Origin of the sequence: Pontitalea aquivivens, assembly GCF_046507575.1 — a bacterium.
Classification (GTDB): Bacteria; Pseudomonadota; Alphaproteobacteria; order Rhodobacterales; family Rhodobacteraceae; genus Pontitalea; species Pontitalea aquivivens.
Map to the genome: position 1 here is coordinate 64,485 of NZ_JBKFEY010000009.1, position 15,784 is coordinate 80,268.

The 15,784-nt window shown below is 63.7% G+C and carries 15 protein-coding genes and 1 pseudogene; 13 read left to right on the forward strand and 3 right to left on the reverse strand.

The window, feature by feature from the left end; genetic code table 11:
• The first annotated feature begins 36 nt into the window (after window positions 1–36).
• The 3 genes from ACK8OU_RS11580 (at window position 37) to ACK8OU_RS11590 (ending at window position 3,169) form a co-directional block, all read left to right on the forward strand.
• Window positions 37–1,320 carry a 4-aminobutyrate--2-oxoglutarate transaminase gene (locus ACK8OU_RS11580; RefSeq protein ID WP_410303584.1) on the forward strand — a complete coding sequence of 428 codons (1,284 nt, stop codon included), beginning with the start codon at window positions 37–39 and terminating at the stop codon, window positions 1,318–1,320.
• Window positions 1,317–2,789 carry an NAD-dependent succinate-semialdehyde dehydrogenase gene (locus ACK8OU_RS11585; RefSeq protein ID WP_410303585.1) on the forward strand — a complete coding sequence of 491 codons (1,473 nt, stop codon included), beginning with the start codon at window positions 1,317–1,319 and terminating at the stop codon, window positions 2,787–2,789. Before ACK8OU_RS11580 ends, ACK8OU_RS11585 begins: the two co-directional genes overlap by 4 nt.
• Before the next feature lie 170 nt (window positions 2,790–2,959).
• Complete coding sequence (locus ACK8OU_RS11590) at window positions 2,960–3,169, forward strand: hypothetical protein (protein WP_410303586.1); 210 nt, start codon at window positions 2,960–2,962, stop codon at window positions 3,167–3,169.
• Window positions 3,170–3,307: 138 nt separating this feature from the next.
• Here ACK8OU_RS11590 and fahA read toward each other — a convergent pair whose 3' ends face one another.
• Both fahA and hmgA read right to left on the reverse strand, forming a co-directional pair.
• Window positions 3,308–4,567, reverse strand: coding sequence for a fumarylacetoacetase (gene fahA, locus ACK8OU_RS11595; RefSeq protein WP_410303587.1), 1,260 nt, complete (start codon window positions 4,565–4,567; stop codon window positions 3,308–3,310).
• A gap of 61 nt (window positions 4,568–4,628) precedes the next feature.
• Window positions 4,629–5,990 (reverse strand): homogentisate 1,2-dioxygenase, encoded by a 1,362-nt coding sequence (gene hmgA, locus ACK8OU_RS11600; RefSeq protein WP_410303588.1) that lies wholly within the window; start codon window positions 5,988–5,990, stop codon window positions 4,629–4,631.
• A 121-nt stretch (window positions 5,991–6,111) separates the two neighbouring features.
• Between hmgA and ACK8OU_RS11605 the strand changes: the two genes are divergently transcribed.
• The 6 genes and pseudogenes from ACK8OU_RS11605 (at window position 6,112) to ACK8OU_RS11630 (ending at window position 11,592) form a co-directional block, all read left to right on the forward strand.
• Window positions 6,112–6,540, forward strand: a complete 429-nt coding sequence (locus ACK8OU_RS11605) for a MarR family winged helix-turn-helix transcriptional regulator (protein WP_410303589.1) — start codon at window positions 6,112–6,114, stop codon at window positions 6,538–6,540.
• A complete protein-coding gene (maiA, locus tag ACK8OU_RS11610; RefSeq protein WP_410303590.1) occupies window positions 6,537–7,163 on the forward strand; it encodes a maleylacetoacetate isomerase in 627 nt (208 codons plus the stop codon). The genes ACK8OU_RS11605 and maiA overlap by 4 nt, the downstream gene beginning before the upstream one ends.
• Before the next feature lie 423 nt (window positions 7,164–7,586).
• On the forward strand, window positions 7,587–7,973 hold the full coding sequence (locus ACK8OU_RS11615) for a hypothetical protein (RefSeq protein ID WP_410303591.1): 387 nt from the start codon (window positions 7,587–7,589) through the stop codon (window positions 7,971–7,973).
• A gap of 73 nt (window positions 7,974–8,046) precedes the next feature.
• Window positions 8,047–8,706 (forward strand): annotated as a pseudogene (locus ACK8OU_RS11620) (multicopper oxidase domain-containing protein); the annotation flags it as partial.
• A 34-nt stretch (window positions 8,707–8,740) separates the two neighbouring features.
• A complete protein-coding gene (locus ACK8OU_RS11625) occupies window positions 8,741–11,074 on the forward strand; it encodes a heavy metal translocating P-type ATPase (protein ID WP_410303592.1) in 2,334 nt (777 codons plus the stop codon).
• A 38-nt stretch (window positions 11,075–11,112) separates the two neighbouring features.
• Entirely contained in the window at window positions 11,113–11,592 is a 480-nt protein-coding gene (locus tag ACK8OU_RS11630; RefSeq protein WP_410303593.1) for a DUF411 domain-containing protein, read from the forward strand.
• A gap of 215 nt (window positions 11,593–11,807) precedes the next feature.
• Here ACK8OU_RS11630 and ACK8OU_RS11635 read toward each other — a convergent pair whose 3' ends face one another.
• On the reverse strand, window positions 11,808–12,113 hold the full coding sequence (locus ACK8OU_RS11635; protein ID WP_410303594.1) for a PepSY domain-containing protein: 306 nt from the start codon (window positions 12,111–12,113) through the stop codon (window positions 11,808–11,810).
• Window positions 12,114–12,329: 216 nt separating this feature from the next.
• On the opposite strand from ACK8OU_RS11635, the gene ACK8OU_RS11640 reads away from it, so the two are divergent.
• From ACK8OU_RS11640 to ACK8OU_RS11655, 4 genes are all read left to right on the forward strand, one after another.
• Complete coding sequence (locus ACK8OU_RS11640) at window positions 12,330–13,238, forward strand: LysR family transcriptional regulator (RefSeq protein WP_410303595.1); 909 nt, start codon at window positions 12,330–12,332, stop codon at window positions 13,236–13,238.
• A 120-nt stretch (window positions 13,239–13,358) separates the two neighbouring features.
• Complete coding sequence (locus ACK8OU_RS11645; RefSeq protein WP_410303596.1) at window positions 13,359–13,796, forward strand: DoxX family protein; 438 nt, start codon at window positions 13,359–13,361, stop codon at window positions 13,794–13,796.
• Between the two features lie 60 nt (window positions 13,797–13,856).
• Complete coding sequence (locus ACK8OU_RS11650) at window positions 13,857–14,720, forward strand: VOC family protein (RefSeq protein WP_410303597.1); 864 nt, start codon at window positions 13,857–13,859, stop codon at window positions 14,718–14,720.
• A 10-nt stretch (window positions 14,721–14,730) separates the two neighbouring features.
• Window positions 14,731–15,687, forward strand: coding sequence for a glutathione S-transferase family protein (locus tag ACK8OU_RS11655; RefSeq protein WP_410303598.1), 957 nt, complete (start codon window positions 14,731–14,733; stop codon window positions 15,685–15,687).
• Window positions 15,688–15,784 lie beyond the last annotated feature (97 nt).

Consider the following 15,784-nt stretch of genomic DNA (forward strand, 5'->3'; position numbering starts at 1 on the left):
TTAATATCATGAACACCTCTTTCAGGAATCACCATCATGTCAAACGCTACCCTTGCCGCCCGCCGCACCAATGCCATCGCCCGTGGCGTCGGCGTTTCCAGCCCGCTGTTTGCCACCCGCGCCAGAAATGCGGAACTGTGGGATGCCGAGGGCCGTCGCCATATCGATTTCGCCTCGGGTATCGCGGTGCTGAACACCGGGCATGGCCACCCCCGGGTGGTGGCCGCCGTCAAGGCCCAGATCGACGCCTTCAGCCACACCTGCCACCAGGTCGTGCCCTATGAAATCTACGTCGAACTGGCCGAACGGCTGAATGCCGCGGTGCCGGGTGATTTTCCCAAGAAGACCATTTTTGCCACCACCGGGGCCGAGGCGGTCGAAAACGCGGTGAAAATCGCGCGGGCCCATACCGGGCGGCAGGGGGTCATCGCCTTTTCCGGCGGATTCCATGGCCGTACCTTCATGGGCATGTCGCTGACCGGCAAGGTGCAGCCCTACAAGGTGGGGTTCGGCACGATGCCCGGCGATGTCTGGCATGTGCCCTTCCCGATGGCCCCGCACGGCATTGACGCCAGCCGCAGCCTTGAGGCGATCGGGGCGCTGTTCAAGGCCGATGTGGACCCCGCCCGCGTGGCCGCGATCATCATCGAGCCGGTGCAGGGCGAAGGGGGCTTCTACCCTGCCACGGCGGAACTGATGCGCGGCCTGCGCGCCCTGTGCGATGCCCACGGCATCCTGCTGATCGCCGATGAGGTGCAGACCGGCTTTGCCCGCACCGGCAGGCTTTTGGCGATGGAACATTACGATGTCGCCGCCGACCTGACCACGATGGCCAAAAGCCTTGCCGGCGGCTATCCGCTGTCGGCCGTGACCGGCCGCGCCGAGGTGATGGATGCGCCGCAGCCGGGGGGGCTGGGCGGTACCTATGGCGGCAGCCCGCTGGGGATCGCCGCGGCACTGGCCGTGCTGGACGTGATCCGTGACGAAGGGCTGTGCGATCGCGCCACTGCGCTTGGTGACAAGCTGAAGGCACGGCTGCGGGGCCTGCAGAACGAGGTGCCCGAAATCGCGGATATCCGCGGCCCCGGCTTCATGATCGCGGCGGAGTTCATCGACAGCAATGGTGTGCCGCTGCCCGCGCTGACCAACGCCGTGCGCGATGAGGCCATGAAACGCGGGCTGATCCTGCTGACCTGCGGGGTCTACGGCAATGTCATCCGCTTCCTGTCGCCCATCACCATCGAGGATGCCGTCTTCGATGAGGCGCTGGACATCCTGTCCGAGTCCATCCGCGCCGCGAAGAAGGGGCTGGCCGCATGATCGCCGATAGCCTGCTGAACCGCCTGCAAGACAAAAGCCTGCTGCCGGGCGCCGGTCTGGTGGCCGGCACCTGGCGCGCCCGCGCCGCCAAGGGCACGACCTTCGATGTGATCAATCCCGCCACCGGCGAGACGATCGCCACCCTGCCCGACATGGGCGCCGCCGAAACCGCCGAGGCCATTGCCGCCGCCCATGCCGCGCAAGGCGAATGGGCCGCGCGCACCGGCAAGGAACGGGCCGCTGTCCTGCGCCGGCTTTACGATCTGATGGTTGCCCATGCCGACGATCTTGCGACCCTCATCACCGCCGAGATGGGCAAGCCCTGGCCCGAGGCGCGGGGCGAGGTGCTCTATGGCGCGTCTTACGTCGAATGGTTCGGCGAAGAGGCCAAGCGTATCTATGGCGAGACGATCCCCGGCCACCAGCGCGACAAGCGGCTGATGGTGATCCGCCAGCCGGTGGGCGTGGTGGGCGCAATCACGCCGTGGAACTTCCCCAACGCGATGCTTGCGCGCAAGATGGCCCCTGCCCTTGCGGTGGGCTGCGCGATGGTTGCCAAGCCCGCCGAACAGACCCCGCTGTCTGCCCTGGCCCTTGCGGTTCTGGCGGAACGGGCGGGTCTGCCGCCCGCGCTGTTCTCGGTCATCACCGGCACCGATGGCCCCGCCATCGGGCGCGAGATGTGCGCCAACCCGCTGCTGCGCAAGATCACCTTCACCGGATCGACCGAGGTCGGGCGCATCCTGATGCGGCAGGGTGCGGACCAGATCAAGAAGATGTCGATGGAACTGGGCGGCAACGCGCCCTTCATCGTCTTTGACGATGCGGATCTGGACGCCGCGGTCGAAGGCGCCCTGATCGCCAAGTTCCGCAACAACGGCCAGACCTGCGTCTGCGCCAACCGGATCTATGTGCAGGCCGGGGTTCATGACGCCTTTGCCGAAAAGCTGGCTGCGGCGGTGGCAAAACTGCGCACCGGCGATGGCTTTGCCCAGGGCGTCACCCTTGGCCCGCTGGTCGATGCACAGGCGCTGGACAAAGTGCAGGCCCATGTCGCCGATGCCTGCGCCCGGGGCGCGCGCGTGCTGACCGGGGGCGCGGCGATCGGCGGGCTGTTCTACGCCCCCACGGTGCTGGCCGGTGCCACCCCCGCCATGCGCCTTGCCCGCGAGGAAACCTTTGGCCCCGTTGCCCCGCTGTTCCGCTTCGAAACCGTCGATGAGGTGATCCGCCTGGCCAATGACACCGAATTCGGCCTTGCGGCCTATTTCTTCGCCCGCGACATCGCGCAGGTTTATCGCGTGGCCGAGGCGCTGGAATACGGCATGGTCGGCATCAACACCGGCCTGATTTCGACCGAGGTCGCCCCCTTCGGCGGCATCAAACAATCCGGTCAGGGCCGCGAAGGCAGCCATCACGGCATTGATGACTACCTGGAGACCAAATACCTCTGCCTCGGCGGGATTTGAGCGCAAAGGGCCACCCCGCCCTTCCCACTGACCAGTCGACAACCGCCGCGCCGGAACTGCATCGCCCCGCGCGGCGGTGAATACGAAGTTGAAGTGCTGGAACCAGAGAAAGCCACGTCGGCGTTATAGACCGCCGTGCCTGGCCCTCACCCACCGACTGGAGAGAAATTATGACCCCAATTTGCACCATCCGCCGGCTACGAACAGACGACCGTACCGAATGGGGCCGTCTGTGGACCGGCTATCTGGACTATTACCAGACATCTGTTGCCGATGCGGTCTGCGACAGCACATTTTCACGGCTGCTGGGCCAAGATCCGCAGGACTTCAACGCCATGATCGCCGAAGTGAACCGCCAGCCAGTGGGCCTGGTGCATTAAGCCCGGATCGCAGCACCGATCCGGGTTTTGCGCGCGCTGCATACGGCCGATTTTCGCTTGCTTAAAAAAAACCCGCACCACCAGACACGGGATGCGGGTTCAATCTCTTGCGTGACAGAGGCTGTCCGGCCTGCGGCGTCAGCGGTCGTAGGGATCCTTCAGCGCGGGGATCACGCGTCCCGCACAATCGCCAAAACCGATCCGATAGCCCTCTCCGATCGCCTCACCGCGCAGGATCAGCGTGTCGTTGTCCTCGATGAAGCTGCGCGTTCCGCCGGTGATCTCTAACGGCTCCTGACCGCCCCAGCTCAGTTCCAGAAGCGACCCGCGGCTTTCCTTCGCCGGCCCCGAGATCGTCCCTGACCCCAGCAGATCGCCGGTGTTCATTGCACAGCCCGAAGTCGTGTGATGGGCCAGCTGTTGCGCGGCGGAATAATACATCTCGGCATAATTCGTACGGCTGATGACCGTCTCTTCTCCACCCTCGGGCCGCAGGCCGACCTCCAGCGCGATATCATAAAGCATCGGGCGTGGTTCCTGCAGATAGGGCAGCAAAGCCACTTCCCGCTCTGGCGTCGAGGTTCGGAACGGCTCCAGCGCGGCCTTCATGACGATCCAGGGGGAAATCGTCGTCGCGGTCGCTTTCGCCTGGAATGGGCCCAAGGGTTGGTATTCCCACGCCTGAATGTCGCGTGCAGACCAATCGTTCAAAAGCACATAGCCAAAGATCATCTCATCGGCTTCAGCCACCGTCACCGGATGACCGTGTTCCGATGGCAGACCCACAACAGCGCCCATTTCCAGTTCGATGTCAAAGCGAGCCGAAGGCGCAAAACGCGGCACCTGATCATCGGGACCCTTCAACTGGCCCCACGGCCGCCGCACGTCCGTGCCCGACACGACAACCGATGATGCCCGCCCGTTATAGCCGATCGGGATGTGCAGCCAGTTCGGCGGCAGCGCGTTTTCCGGCCCCCGGAACATCGTGCCCACGTTGAATGCATGATGCCGCCCGGCATAGAAATCGGTGTATTCGGACACCAGGAACGGCAGATGCAACCGCGCCCCGGACATAGCCACCAGATACGGCTCTACCTGCGCGCGCGCCGCCGACCCTTCGACCAGCAATTCCACCAGCCGCGTGCGTAATGCCGCCCAGACCTCGGGCCCGGCCGCCATCAGTTCGTTCCAGAATGGAACATCCAGATAGGGCCCACCCTCGAACACAACGATCCCGTCATCCTCAAGTGAGCAGACATCAAGGATCATCGTACCGATCGCGACCCCGCAGCGTGGCTCTTCATCGCCAATGCTGAACACCCCGCAGGGCAGATTGTTCAACGGAAAGGGACAATCGGGCGCGTTCGCACTTTCGACCCATGAACGGATCAGTGCCATCCTGCGGCCTCCTTCTTGTTGGTCAAATATTTTGGGGTGTGGGGGCAATGCCCCCACTTGTTCACTTCACGCCGGGCGTGCCGTCGAACTTCTTCTCCAGGCTGCCCCAGCAGTCGATATAATCTTCCTGCATGTGCCCCGCCTGTGCCGCGAACGGCGTAAGGTGCTGCGGAAAGCGGGTCTCGAACATGAAGCTCATGGTCTCATCCAGCTTCTCGGGCTTCAGATCGGCATTCGACGCGCCTTCAAAAGCGGTCTTGTCCGGCCCATGCGGCAGCATACAGTTATGCAGGCTCATGCCGCCAGGCACAAACCCCTGGGGTTTCGCATCATACTGCCCATAGATATTGCCCATCAATTCGGACATGACATTCTTGTGGTACCACGGCGGACGGAAGGTGTCCTCGGCGACCATCCAGCGTTCGCGGAACAGGACGAAGTCAATATTTGCCGTGCCTTCCACACCCGAAGGCGCCGTCAGAACCGTGAAGATTGACGGGTCCGGGTGATCGAACAGGATCGACCCGACAGGGCAATAGGTACGCAGATCGTATTTGCAGGGCGCGTAATTGCCGTGCCAAGCCACAACGTCCAGCGGGCTGTGGTCGATCTCTGTCACATGAAACTGGCCGCACCATTTCACGGTCACGGTCGATGGAACCTCACGATCCTCGAATGCCGCGACCGGCGTTTTGAAGTCACGCCGGTTCGCCATGCAATTCGCGCCGATCGGTCCGCGGCCCGGCAGATCAAATTTCTGGCCATAGTTTTCGCAAACGAAACCGCGCGCCGGGCCTTCCAGCACCTCGACCCGGTAAACCAGCCCGCGCGGGATCAGCGCGACCTCCTTCGGCTCAAGATCAATGATCCCCAGCTCGGTGCAGAACCGCAGCCGTCCCTCTTGCGGAACCACCAGCAATTCGCTGTCAGCCGAAAAGAAATAACTGTCTTTCATCGACTCGGTGACCAGGTAGATATGGGTCGCCATGCCGGTCTGGGTGTTGACATCGCCCGCAGTCGTCATGGTGCGCATGCCGCTGATCCAGGTCAGCGGCACGGCCGGAACGGCGATCGGATCCCAGCGATACTGGCCAAGGCTTACGATATCCGGGTCGATGCAGGGGGCCGACTTCCAGAAAGGGACCTCGATCTTGCTGAACCGATGGGTGTGCTTGACGCTCGGACGGATGCGATAACACCAGGTCCGTTCATTCTGATGGCTGGGCGCCGTGAAAGCCGTTCCTGAAAGCTGTTCACCATATAGGCCATAGTTGCATTTCTGGGGGCTGTTCATGCCCTGCGGCAGCGCCCCCGGCAACGCCTCGGTTTCAAAATCATTGCCAAAACCCGGCATGTAACCTTCATGCGGCCCGGCACCCGAAGCCGCCCGCATCATTCCCCGGGGCAAATCAAGACTGGTCATCAGGGTCTCCCTACTCTGACGGCGATGGGCAGGTTATTCATTGCACTTGCAACGAAGTCAATGTTGAATATGACACCAAGCTGTGGAGAAGTGTTTTCACAAAGCACCAGGGAACCTTACGATGACGCCATTTGTACTGAACGATTTCCTTCCCTATCGGCTTGCCGTTGCCGCCTCGCGCGTGAGCCGTGCGTTTGAACGGCGCTACATGGCACAAACAGGACTTTCAGTTTCGGAATGGCGCGTCCTTGCCCATCTGTCGCAGCAAGGTGAAGTATCGGTGCGCGAAATTCAGGCGCGTGTCGACATGGAGAAATCCAAGGTCAGCCGTGCCGCCTCGCGTCTTGAGGCCGAGGGATTGGTCACCAAGGTCCTGAACCCCGAAGACCGGCGCCTTGTTTCGCTTTCGCTGACCAACGAAGGGCGTGCCCTGATGGAACGTCTGATCCCGATCGCAGATGCGTTTCAGGCCGAGGTCCAGGCCTTGCTTGGCCCCCAACCTGAAGGGTTCAGCAACGGGCTGACCAGGATCATGAAAGGCAAACTGTGACGATACTCTATGACTACTGGCGATCTTCGGCGGCCTATCGGCTGCGGATCGCGCTGGCGCATCTTGGTGAAAGCTATGACAGCATTCCCGTGAACCTGCTGGAAAACGAACAACGCCACCCCGCCAACCTGTCGCGCAATCCTCAGGGCCTTGTGCCTACGCTGGAAATCGACGGCCATCTGCTGACCCAGTCGCTCGCGATCCTTGAATATCTGGATGAAACGCGACAGGCGGGCTTCCTGCCCGCCGATCCGGTCGCCCGGGCGCGGGTCAGGGCCCTGGCCTATGCCATCGCGATGGAAATCCATCCGGTCTGCAATCTCCGCGTTGCACGCCATGCTACCGAAGCGTCGGGTGGGACAATCCCCACCGAAGGCTGGATGCAACATTTCATCACAAGCGGGCTGGCAGCGTTCGAACAGATGCTGGATCACCCTGCTACCGGCCCGTTTTGCCACGGCGACCGGGTAAGCCTGGCCGACATCTGCCTTGTTCCCCAGATCTACAACGCACACCGATGGGGCGTGGACCTGACCACAATTCCGCGGACATGCGCTGTTGTGGAACGGCTGGAAATTCTGCCCGCATTCAAAGCGGCACACCCCGACCACTGGAAGGGCTGACAATCCTGTCAAGGGGTCAAGGCTCCGCATGAACGCCGAGGAAGGCGATCGTCGCCGCATCAAAGGCTTCTGGCGTGCGGCATCGATAACATGGCCGCCATCAGGATCGACGACCTGTCGACCCGGTAAACCCGGGCTGTCCTGCCCACCATCTCGGCAGGTAATGGAGAGGCCGGTATTCGGGGCGGATTTGGAACACCACGGCGCTGCGGCGGACCAGAAGCATGCCATGGGGGGAAAGCGCCAAGACGGGTGATCGGTCGATCAGCAACATCTTTCTTGCCAGCCAGAGCCGTTTGCCCCTGGTGTGCCGGTCACTTCACCCGCGCGTTCCACTTCAGCTTTCGGGCGCAGCCGGAACTGATCGGTCCAAATGATTTCACGGTGAAGTGAAGCCCGATCATCAGCCCGCGGACCATGACAATGGACATTTTGCTCAACCGCGCTTATCGTCTGGGCATGATGTCCCGTCTCGTCACCTTGCTTGCGATGCTCGCGATCGTCGTTATGACGACGGTGACTGCCGCACATGCGGTGCGCATGACCGCCGGGGCCGGGCACGCGATGCACGGCGGCGAAACGGCGCATGTTTTGTCCACAATGCCCTGTGATCACGATGCGCCCTGCGGCGCGGCCGATAACACGATGTGCGAATTGGCCTGCCTGGGCCTGACCGCGGTGTTGATAGCACAGGGCGTGACCGCCGGACACGGATCCGCGGGCACCATTCATGACGTTCCCCGTGATACAAGCCAGGTCGGCCGCGCCCCCGGGTTGACCGAACGACCTCCCCAATTCCGTCTCCTCTGATCGCGCCGGGGCCAGGGCCCACGGCGCCCCATAAGCCTTGGTGAACGGGACGGCATGTCCCGAGGAGACGACAATGAACACCCTTTCCCGACGCGGTTTTCTGGCCGCAGGCGCGGCGGCGGTTGCCGCAGCGCAGCTGCCGCGTGCCGCGCTGGCGCAATCGACGCCGCCGATTTCCCTCTCTGCCGCGACCCGTACGCTTGATATCGACGGGCGCGCGGCCACGGTCTTCGGTCTTGCCGGTCCCCGTGGCCAGGGGCTGATCCTTGACCCCGGGCAAAGGTTCCGGGTTGACCTGACCAACGATCTGGACGTCGGCACGATCATCCACTGGCACGGGCAGATCCCGCCCAACGCGCAGGACGGCGTGCCAGACATGCCCATGCCCCTGCTTGCACCGGGCGAGATGCGATCCTACGATTTCAAGGCCCGCCCGGGCACGCATTGGATGCACAGCCATGTGCCGATCCAGGAAATGCGGCTGCTTGCCGCGCCGCTGATCGTCCGGTCACAAGAGGACCTGGCCGACGACCGGCAAGAAGTCGTCATGTTCCTGCATGACTTTTCCTTCAAGTCACCCGAAGAGGTTCTGGCCGAGATCAGTGGCGGCCATGGCGGCGCAGGCAGCCGGTTCGGCCTGGCGATGGGCCAGCGCCTCGATCTTGAAATCGACCTGCCGAACGAGGGGGGCGCCTGGCCGATCCTTGCCCTGCGCGAAGGCGCGCCAGACCGCAGGCTGCATTGAGATATCGAAAGGTCCGCAAAACATGGAACACGATCATCATCGCGACACCCCCGACGTTCCGGCAGGCGTTGGGACGGCAAGGGACCCGGTCTGCGGGATGACGGTTGCCGTCAAACCCGACGGCCTTCACGCGGAATTCGGCAAAAAGACTTTTCATTTCTGCTCGGAAAGGTGCCGGACGAAATTCCAGGCAGACCCCTGGTTCTATGCCTCTGGCCGCGCCGCAGGGCGGAAGACGGCCGCCGCGGCCAACGTCCAGTACACCTGCCCCATGCACCCCGAGATCATTCGGGATGCCCCGGGAAGCTGCCCGATCTGCGGCATGGCGCTGGAACCGGTGCTGCCTTCGGACGCGCCGAGCGAGGAGCTGACGGATTTCACGCGGCGGATGTGGATCTCGGTCGCGGCCGCGGTGCCGCTTATCGTGCTGACCATGGGCGAACTGGTGGCCTTTCCGGTGCGCGATTGGATCGGGCACCGGACCGCCAGCTATCTTGAGTTCGTGCTGGCCACGCCGATAATCCTTTGGGCGGCCCTGCCCTTCTTCCGGCGTGGCCGGGACTCGGTCGTGAACAGATCACCCAACATGTGGACGCTGATCAGCCTGGGCGTATCGGCGGCCTGGCTTTATTCGATCGTCGCCACGTTCCTGCCCGGTGTCTTTCCTGAACAGTACCGGATGGGCCACGGCGTCGGCACCTATTTCGAGGCTGCTGTGGTGATCGTCGCATTGGTCTTCGTGGGCCAGGTTCTGGAACTGCGCGCGCGCGAACGCACCGGAGACGCGATCCGCGCGCTTCTGGATCTGGCGCCCAGGACAGCGCGGCGTATCCTTGCGGATGGCACCGAATACGACGCGCCACTGGAAAACATCATCGAGGGCGACCGGCTTCGCGTGCGCCCCGGCGATGCTGTTCCCGTTGACGGCGTGGTGGTCGAAGGACGGTCGTTTCTGGACGAAAGCATGCTGACGGGCGAATCCATGCCCGTGGAAAAGGGTCCGGGCGATGCGGTGACCGGGGCTACGATCAACAAGAACGGCTCTCTGGTCATCGAGGCCGGCAAGGTCGGGTCCGATACCGTGCTGGCGCAGATCGTCGCGATGGTGTCGAACGCGCGCCGGTCACGCGCGCCGATCCAGGGGCTGGCCGACCGGGTTTCGGCGGTGTTCGTGCCGACCGTTGTCGCCATCGCCATCGTCGCTTTCTTCGTCTGGCTGATCTTCGGCCCCGAACCCGCGCTGGTCTTCGCCATCGCCTCTGCCGTATCTGTGCTGATCATTGCCTGCCCCTGCGCGCTTGGGTTGGCGACGCCAATCTCGATCACTACGGCGGCAGGGCGCGGCGCGCAGGCGGGCGTGCTGATCAAGGACGCCGAGGCGCTGGAGCGTATGGCCCGCGTCGATACGCTGATCGTCGACAAGACCGGCACCCTGACCATCGGCAAACCAAGGTTGACCGATACGGTGGCACTCGGCGATCTGGCAGAAACGGACCTGCTGTCGCTGGCCGCAGCCCTGGAGCGCGGTTCTGAACACCCGCTGGCCGAAGCCATCGTCGAAGGTGCAGAGGCCCAGGGTGCGCCGCGTCAGGCGACCACGGACTTCGACGCCGTCACAGGCAAGGGCGTGCGCGGCACGGTTGGCGGACGCGCCGTCGCGCTCGGCAATGCCGCGATGATGCGAGAGATGGGTCTGGACACGGGGGCGGCCGAGGCGAAGGCCGACACGCTGCGCGCCGCGGGCAAGACGGCAATGTTCGTCGCGGTGGATGGCGCATTAGCCGGCATCGTGGCGGTAGCCGACCCGATCAAGGACAGCACGGCACAGGCGATCCGGGAACTGCACGCGCAGGGACTCCGGGTGATCATGGCAACGGGCGACAATGAACGCACCGCGCAGGCGGTGGCAGGCAAGCTCGGGATCGATGACGTGCGCGCCGGCATCCTGCCTGAGGCGAAGAAGGACCTGATCGACCAACTGCGCCGCGACGGCCACAAGATCGCGATGGCGGGCGATGGGGTAAACGACGCCCCCGCGCTGGCCGCCGCCGACGTGGGAATCGCCATGGGCACGGGCGCGGATGTGGCGATGGAAAGTGCGGGCATCACCCTGCTGGGTGGCGATCTGATGGGTATCGTTCGGGCGCGCAAACTTGCCCGCGCCACCCTGCGCAACATCAAGCAGAACCTGTTCTTCGCCTTTGCCTACAACAGTCTGGGCGTGCCGATCGCGGCAGGCCTGCTTTACCCCGTTACCGGCATGCTGCTGTCTCCGATGATCGCTGCGGCGGCCATGAGCCTGTCGTCGGTGTCGGTGATCACGAATGCCCTTCGGCTCAGGCGGGTCGTTCTCTGACTTGCCTGCAAACCACCCCCACCAGAAAGGAAAACCACATGTCCCATGAAACGATTTCCCGCCGAACGATCCTTGTCGGAGCGGCGGCACTATTGGCTGCATCGCCCCTGAGGACGTTGGCGCAAGGCGCCGGACCGGCGATCCATGTGCTGAAAGACCCAAACTGCGGGTGCTGTTCGGCCTGGATCGAGATCCTTGAGAATGACGGTTTCACCGTCACCACCGAGGAAAGCGCCGGGACGATTTTGATGCGCTACAAGCTGGACAACGGGATCCCCGAAGAGATGACATCGTGCCATACCGCCCGGATCGACGGCTACATGATCGAGGGCCATGTCCCCGTGGCCGACATTCACCGCCTGCTGGCCGAGCGCCCGGACGCGGTTGGGCTCGCAGTGCCCGGCATGCCCTACGGTTCGCCCGGGATGGGCCCGGAAACCGAACGTGAGGCCTATGTCGTCTACCTGATCCACCGCGACGGGACGGCTGAAGCCTTTTCCAGCTATCAGGCAGCCTGAATATCCCGGGCAAGGTCAGGCAGCTGTCCCGACAGCCGCGCGGTGGACGGCGGCGCACATATACCGCGCCGGTCTATCACAGACGCGAAGACCAGCGGGGATGCTTGTCGCCCACCACGACCGGATGCGGAGGGTACCGCCTGCGCTGAAGGCGCGCGCGGTCCGACTTTCCCCTGCGCCCTCCACATGGCAGAGGGCGCAGGGGCGCAGCGGATTCAATTCGCCGGTACGGGGGGCGGCGCGGCGGGCGCAAGCTTTTCCAGCTTCGCCTTGATGACCTCAAGGGTTGCGGGGTCTATCACCGCCTCGATCGTATTGCCGCCGCGGTCAGTCACATCGACCTCATAGCAGCCGTCATCCAGTTCCATCGAGGTGATGGTCCAGCCGTAGTCGTTGGCAAGTTGCACCACCCCTTCCCACGACTGCATCTGTTCGGGCGAAACCCGGCAATGCGTATCCGCAAGGGCGGCGCCAGCAGGCAGTGCGGCCAGCACGGCGAGGGTCGCAAGAATCCGTTTCATGGCTGATTACTCCCGTATTTCTGTTATCGGATGATGCGAATCTGCGCTCCAGGGCTGACGGGCCGCTGAACTTGGGCAAGAATCTTCTTCAGGTCCCCGTCAGTCACGAAAGCCGCGGCCAGGTTTGAACGCCTGGCTTTCTCCACAACGGTGTTTCAACTCCAATCTGGCAATAATGTCCTGAAAGGCATACTCATTGCCATAATGGAGGAAGAAATGGACCGTCTCGAGTCTGACCGGATGTTCGTCGCCGTCATGGAAAGTGGCAGCTTCACTGCCGCCGCCGAACGGCTTGGAACAAGTTCCGGCCAGGCGTCGAAGCTGGTTTCGCGGCTGGAGACGGAACTCGGCGTAAGGCTTTTGAACCGCACGACACGCGCCGTCGCCGCGACCGAGGTTGGCCAGGCATATTTCGACCGCCTTCGCCCCCTGCTTGACGAATTCGACAATCTCGACGCCTCGGTCCGGGATGCATCGCATGAACCGCGCGGACGCTTGCGGCTGACCGCGCCCCTGACCTTCGGCGCGATGGAGCTTGCGCCGACCCTGAATGCCTTTGCGCAGCAATATGCCGAGATCGAGCTTGACGTCAGCTTTTCCGACCGGGTTGTAAACCTTGTCGATGAGGGGTTCGACATGGCCATCCGGGTGGGCCGCCCGGACGATTCCAGCCTGATCGCGCGCAAACTTTGCGACGTCCGCCTTATCGTGGTCGGCGCGCCGGCCTATCTTGAACGCAAGGGCGCGCCCACGACACCTGAAGACCTGGCACACCACGCCTGCATCATCGATACCAACTTTCGTGACCCGGGCCGCTGGCCGTTCGGTCCGGCGGGGAACGCGCGGATGGTCACCGTGCACGGAAGAATCCGGTATTCGAACGCCGAGGCGTGCCTTGGCGCCGCCGAAGCCGGCCTCGGGCTCGCCTGCGTGCCGGCCTTCGTCGCCGCAGACGCGCTTCGGTCGGGCCGTGTCGTACGGCTGCTCGCCGCATTCGAGGCCGCGCCCTACGGGGTGCACGCGCTTTACCCGCATAGCCGACACCTAGCTGCGAAGGTTCGGGTGCTCGTCGACTTCTTGGCCGAGCACTATCGCGGCTCTCCGAAATGGGAGACGGGTTGGTAGGAATTGCTGCCATTCAGGAAGCAATCATCTTCCCGCTGGCATGATTATCATTTGTTCCGCAGAATGCCATCTTCCCCTCATCGACATCGCGCCCACGCGCCCCATTTGAGGAGAACCGAAATGACCTACGCCACCGCGTCCACATCCATCCGCCCGTCGCTGGTTGAAGGCGTGACCAATGCCGATCTTGCCGCGACGATCCTGCGTGTTGCGATGGGTGCCCTGTTCCTTGCCCATGCCGGGCTGAAGCTGTTCATTTTCACGCCGGTCGGCACGGCGGGTTACTTTGCCAGTCTCGGCCTGCCCGGGCCGCTCGCCTATCTCGTCATCGCGGCCGAGCTGTTCGGCGGCATCGCGCTGATCCTTGGCGCCTATTCCCGCTGGGTGTCGCTGGCGCTGGTGCCGATCCTGCTTGGCTCGATCTATGTGCCGCACGGCGCAGCCGGCTTCTTCTTCTCGAACGAAGGTGGCGGCTGGGAATTCCCGGCGTTCTGGGCGGTGACCCTGGTGGTCCAGGCCCTGCTGGGCGACGGCGCCTGGGCGTTGAAGCGCGCCTGATCCGATCCACGGGCCGCGGACGTCACGCCCGCGGCCACACCCCTTTCAAGGAATGTCGTCATGACCACCACCAACGATTTCTTCGACATGAATTCGGCGCCGATGCGGATCGGTACCGTCCGGCTGAAGGTGCGCGATCTTGAAACCGTCTCGGGCTTTTACCAGCAGGTTCTTGGCCTGGTCCCGCTTGAGACCGGCAACACCCGCGCGGTCCTTGGCACCGCTGGCGTTCCGCTTCTTGAGCTTTCGGGCGATCGTGACCTGACACCGCTCGACCCGCGGCAAGCCGGGCTTTTCCACACCGCCTTCCTGATGCCGACGCGGTCGGACCTTGCGCAGTGGGTCACCCACGTCGCCGCGGCGCGGGTGCCGCTTCAAGGCGCGTCCGATCACATCGTCAGCGAGGCGTTCTACCTTGCCGACCCTGAGGGCAACGGCATTGAAGTCTACGCCGACCGCCCGGTCGCGCGCTGGCGCGGCAAGAGCGGCGAGATCGAAATGAGCACCGATCCGCTTGACCTGCAGGACCTGCTGCAAGACGCCAAGGGCACCCGGTGGTCGGGCTTTCCCGAGGGCGGCTGCATCGGCCACGTCCACTTGCAGGTCGGTGACACATCTGACGCCGACAACTTCTATCGCGACGTACTGGGCTTTGACATCGCCGCGCGCTACCCGGGCGCGAGCTTTTATGGCAGCGGCGGCTATCACCACCAGCTTGCCGGCAACGTCTGGAACAGCCGCCGTGCCGGGAAACGCCCCGCGCGGATGGCGGGGCTGGATGCCGTCGAGATCGTTGTTCGTGATGCGTCAGATCTCGTATCCATCGCCGCGCGCGCCGAAAGCGCCGGTTTCGAAAGCACCACGCATGCCGACGGCCTGACCCTGCACGATCCCTGGGGCACCGCCATCACGCTGAAGACCTGAGGAGAACACCATGCTGAGGAACGGGAAATGGGTGACCGGCTGGCAGCCGGTCCAGGCCAAGGACGCAAAGGGCGGTTTCGTCCGGCAGACCTCAGGCTTTCGCAACTGGGTCACGCCCGACGGCACCGCAGGCCCCACCGGCGAAGGTGGCTTCAAGGCCGAGCCGGGGCGCTACCATCTTTACGTCGCGCTGATCTGCCCCTGGGCATCGCGGACCCTGATCGGCCGCAAGCTGAAGCGGCTGGAGAACGTGATCTCGGTCTCGATCGTCGCGCCCGAACTGTCCGACCAGGGCTGGCGCTTCGGTGAGGCGGGCGACGACAACCGGGACGCGCTGAACGGCGCGACCTATCTGCACGAGATCTACACCCGTGCCGATCCCGCCATCTCGGGCCGGGCGACGGTGCCCGTCCTGTGGGACAAGCAACGCGGCACCATCGTCAACAACGAATCCGCCGATATCCTGCGCATGATGAATTCGGGCTTCGGCGACCTGGCCGACCCGACAATCGACCTTTACCCCGCCGCCCTGCGCGACAAGATCGATGCGCTGAACGCCCGCATCTACCCCAAGCTCAACAACGGCGTCTATCGCGCCGGATTCGCCACGACGCAGGTCGCCTATGAAGAAGCGTTCCACGACGTCTTTGACATGCTCGACGAGATTGAGGCGCGCCTTGGTGACGGGCGCGACTTCCTGCTGGGCGACGATTTCACCGAAGCTGACATAAGACTGTTCGTGACGCTGGTGCGCTTTGACGCCGCCTATCACGGTCTGTTCAAGTGCAACCTGCGCCGCATTGCCGACTACCCGGCGCTGAGCGCCTACCAGGCGCGGATCCTCGCGCTTCCCGGCGTGCGCGAAACCGTCAGCATCGACCACATCAAGCGCGGCTACTACTCGATCAAGGCGCTGAACCCGACCGGCATCGTTCCGCTCGGCCCCGAACTGCCATGGGCGGCATGACTTCTGCGTTCAACAGCCGGCACCCCGGCCCGCGCAGCCAGCCAATCACGGGTCGTACGCCCCTGAAATAGGAAGGAAAGTCCGGCCACCGATGGTT

Coding starts and splice junctions, on each gene's coding strand:
- ACK8OU_RS11640 (WP_410303595.1), top strand. CDS start 12,330: ATGGACCGTCTCGAGTCTGACCGGATGTTCGTCGCCGTCATGGAAAGT.
- ACK8OU_RS11635 (WP_410303594.1), bottom strand. CDS start 12,113: ATGAAACGGATTCTTGCGACCCTCGCCGTGCTGGCCGCACTGCCTGCT.
- ACK8OU_RS11630 (WP_410303593.1), top strand. CDS start 11,113: ATGTCCCATGAAACGATTTCCCGCCGAACGATCCTTGTCGGAGCGGCG.
- ACK8OU_RS11655 (WP_410303598.1), top strand. CDS start 14,731: ATGCTGAGGAACGGGAAATGGGTGACCGGCTGGCAGCCGGTCCAGGCC.
- ACK8OU_RS11585 (WP_410303585.1), top strand. CDS start 1,317: ATGATCGCCGATAGCCTGCTGAACCGCCTGCAAGACAAAAGCCTGCTG.
- ACK8OU_RS11580 (WP_410303584.1), top strand. CDS start 37: ATGTCAAACGCTACCCTTGCCGCCCGCCGCACCAATGCCATCGCCCGT.
- ACK8OU_RS11645 (WP_410303596.1), top strand. CDS start 13,359: ATGACCTACGCCACCGCGTCCACATCCATCCGCCCGTCGCTGGTTGAA.
- ACK8OU_RS11590 (WP_410303586.1), top strand. CDS start 2,960: ATGACCCCAATTTGCACCATCCGCCGGCTACGAACAGACGACCGTACC.
- ACK8OU_RS11615 (WP_410303591.1), top strand. CDS start 7,587: ATGGACATTTTGCTCAACCGCGCTTATCGTCTGGGCATGATGTCCCGT.
- hmgA (WP_410303588.1), bottom strand. CDS start 5,990: ATGACCAGTCTTGATTTGCCCCGGGGAATGATGCGGGCGGCTTCGGGT.
- ACK8OU_RS11625 (WP_410303592.1), top strand. CDS start 8,741: ATGGAACACGATCATCATCGCGACACCCCCGACGTTCCGGCAGGCGTT.
- ACK8OU_RS11605 (WP_410303589.1), top strand. CDS start 6,112: ATGACGCCATTTGTACTGAACGATTTCCTTCCCTATCGGCTTGCCGTT.
- fahA (WP_410303587.1), bottom strand. CDS start 4,567: ATGGCACTGATCCGTTCATGGGTCGAAAGTGCGAACGCGCCCGATTGT.
- ACK8OU_RS11650 (WP_410303597.1), top strand. CDS start 13,857: ATGACCACCACCAACGATTTCTTCGACATGAATTCGGCGCCGATGCGG.